Origin of the sequence: Pseudoalteromonas sp. APC 3358 (assembly GCF_030408075.1) — a bacterium.
In the GTDB taxonomy this organism is placed as follows: Bacteria; Pseudomonadota; Gammaproteobacteria; order Enterobacterales; family Alteromonadaceae; genus Pseudoalteromonas; species Pseudoalteromonas arctica.
Genome location: NZ_JASDCE010000038.1, coordinates 1 through 1,471, shown reverse-complemented (window position 1 = coordinate 1,471; position 1,471 = coordinate 1). Strand labels below are relative to the sequence as shown.

At 34.7% G+C, this 1,471-nt stretch carries 1 protein-coding gene; it reads left to right on the top strand.

Features of this window, described 5'->3' with window-relative positions:
- Nucleotides 1–138: 138 nt before the first annotated feature.
- Nucleotides 139–1,410 (top strand): IS4 family transposase, encoded by a 1,272-nt coding sequence (locus QL995_RS21600; RefSeq protein WP_024590080.1) that lies wholly within the window; start codon nucleotides 139–141, stop codon nucleotides 1,408–1,410.
- The last annotated feature ends 61 nt before the right edge of the window (nucleotides 1,411–1,471 follow it).

Genomic DNA, 1,471 nt, shown 5'->3' with positions numbered 1-1,471 from the left:
GCAAAGCTTCCGCGTCCTGCTCACGCCCCTTACCTACATCCATGTCATAGGTAAGATCTTAAGAAATTGAGTTGAAGCTCAATTCATGATCAAATGGTTGTTACCACACAAACCACAGAATCAAGAAAAGAGCTTCAAATGAATGCTAACATTTTTATTAATAAGTTAAAAAGTATCCTAAGTGAAAAAAAACTGAACCGACTTGGTAAACAAGTAGCATTTACTAAAAGAGAAAGAAATATTACCGCATTTCATATGGTTGTTAGTCTTGTTGCTGCGCTTGGGGATAAAAAAACGATCTATTTATCCGAAATATTAAGAGTTTATAATCAGCTAACAGGGCAGTCTATTAAGTATAAGCCTTTTCATAACCAGTTAGTTAAACCTGAACTAGCTGAACTAATGCGAGAGGTAACAAATAGAGTTTTTAATTGTTGGATAAATGATGCGCTTAAGTACACTAAAAAAGATTTGTTCAAGTTTGAGAATATTTTAATTCAGGACGGTAGCTCTATTATGCTTCATCGTTCTTTAAAAGATGTTTTTCCTGGGCGATTTTCAAATACGTGTCCAGCAGCGATTGAATTGCATGCTACTTTAAATTTAACGCAAGGTTGCTTTGAAAAAGCAGGTATAACACCAGACAGTTATTCTGAACGTGAAGAACTTCCAACATTTAAAGAGTTGAAAGGACAGTTGTTACTTGCTGATAGAGGGTATTATTCAGGTAGTTATATTCATGAATTAGATAAAGCAGGAGGATTTTACGTATTAAGAGCTAAGGGGTTAAAAGCAGTCAGAGTACATAATGCTTTTAAGCAAAATGGACAGGAATTAACAGGAAGTCATTCCCCAAAGTTATGTGAATTGCTCCCCGAATTACCTAAAAATGATCTTATTGATATGAATGTTAGCATAAAAAACAAGCTAACAAGAGTCGTTGGGTATTGGTCAAAAAAAGAAAAACAATATACATTTTTAGTCACTAATTTATCTATTGATGAATTTACAGCGACTGAAATAGGCAAATTATATAGGTTACGCTGGCAGGTTGAATTACTTTTTAAGGAGTGTAAGTCTTATAATAATTTACGCGGCTTTCAAACATCAAACGCAACCTTACAAGAGGCGCTAATTTATGTAAGTTTAATAGTAACCACGCTTAAAAGGTTTTTAACTGGCTGTATTGAAAAGATATTCAAAACTGAAATGTCTACAATGACAGTAGCAAAAACAACGGGTGTTTGGTGGATTGGCATATTAACAGCGATTATTAGGAAGCATAGGAAAGGATTGTTAAATGCAGTTAATGGAGCATTTGACTTTCTGAGGAAAAATGCAGCTAGGGCACACCCCAAACGCGATCGAAAAACAGGAGTATTTCAGTATGGGGTAGAGCCAAATTTTTAAGGCTGTACTTAATGTTTTTCTTAAGTACCTACCTATGACATCCATGTAGGCAACAAAGAGT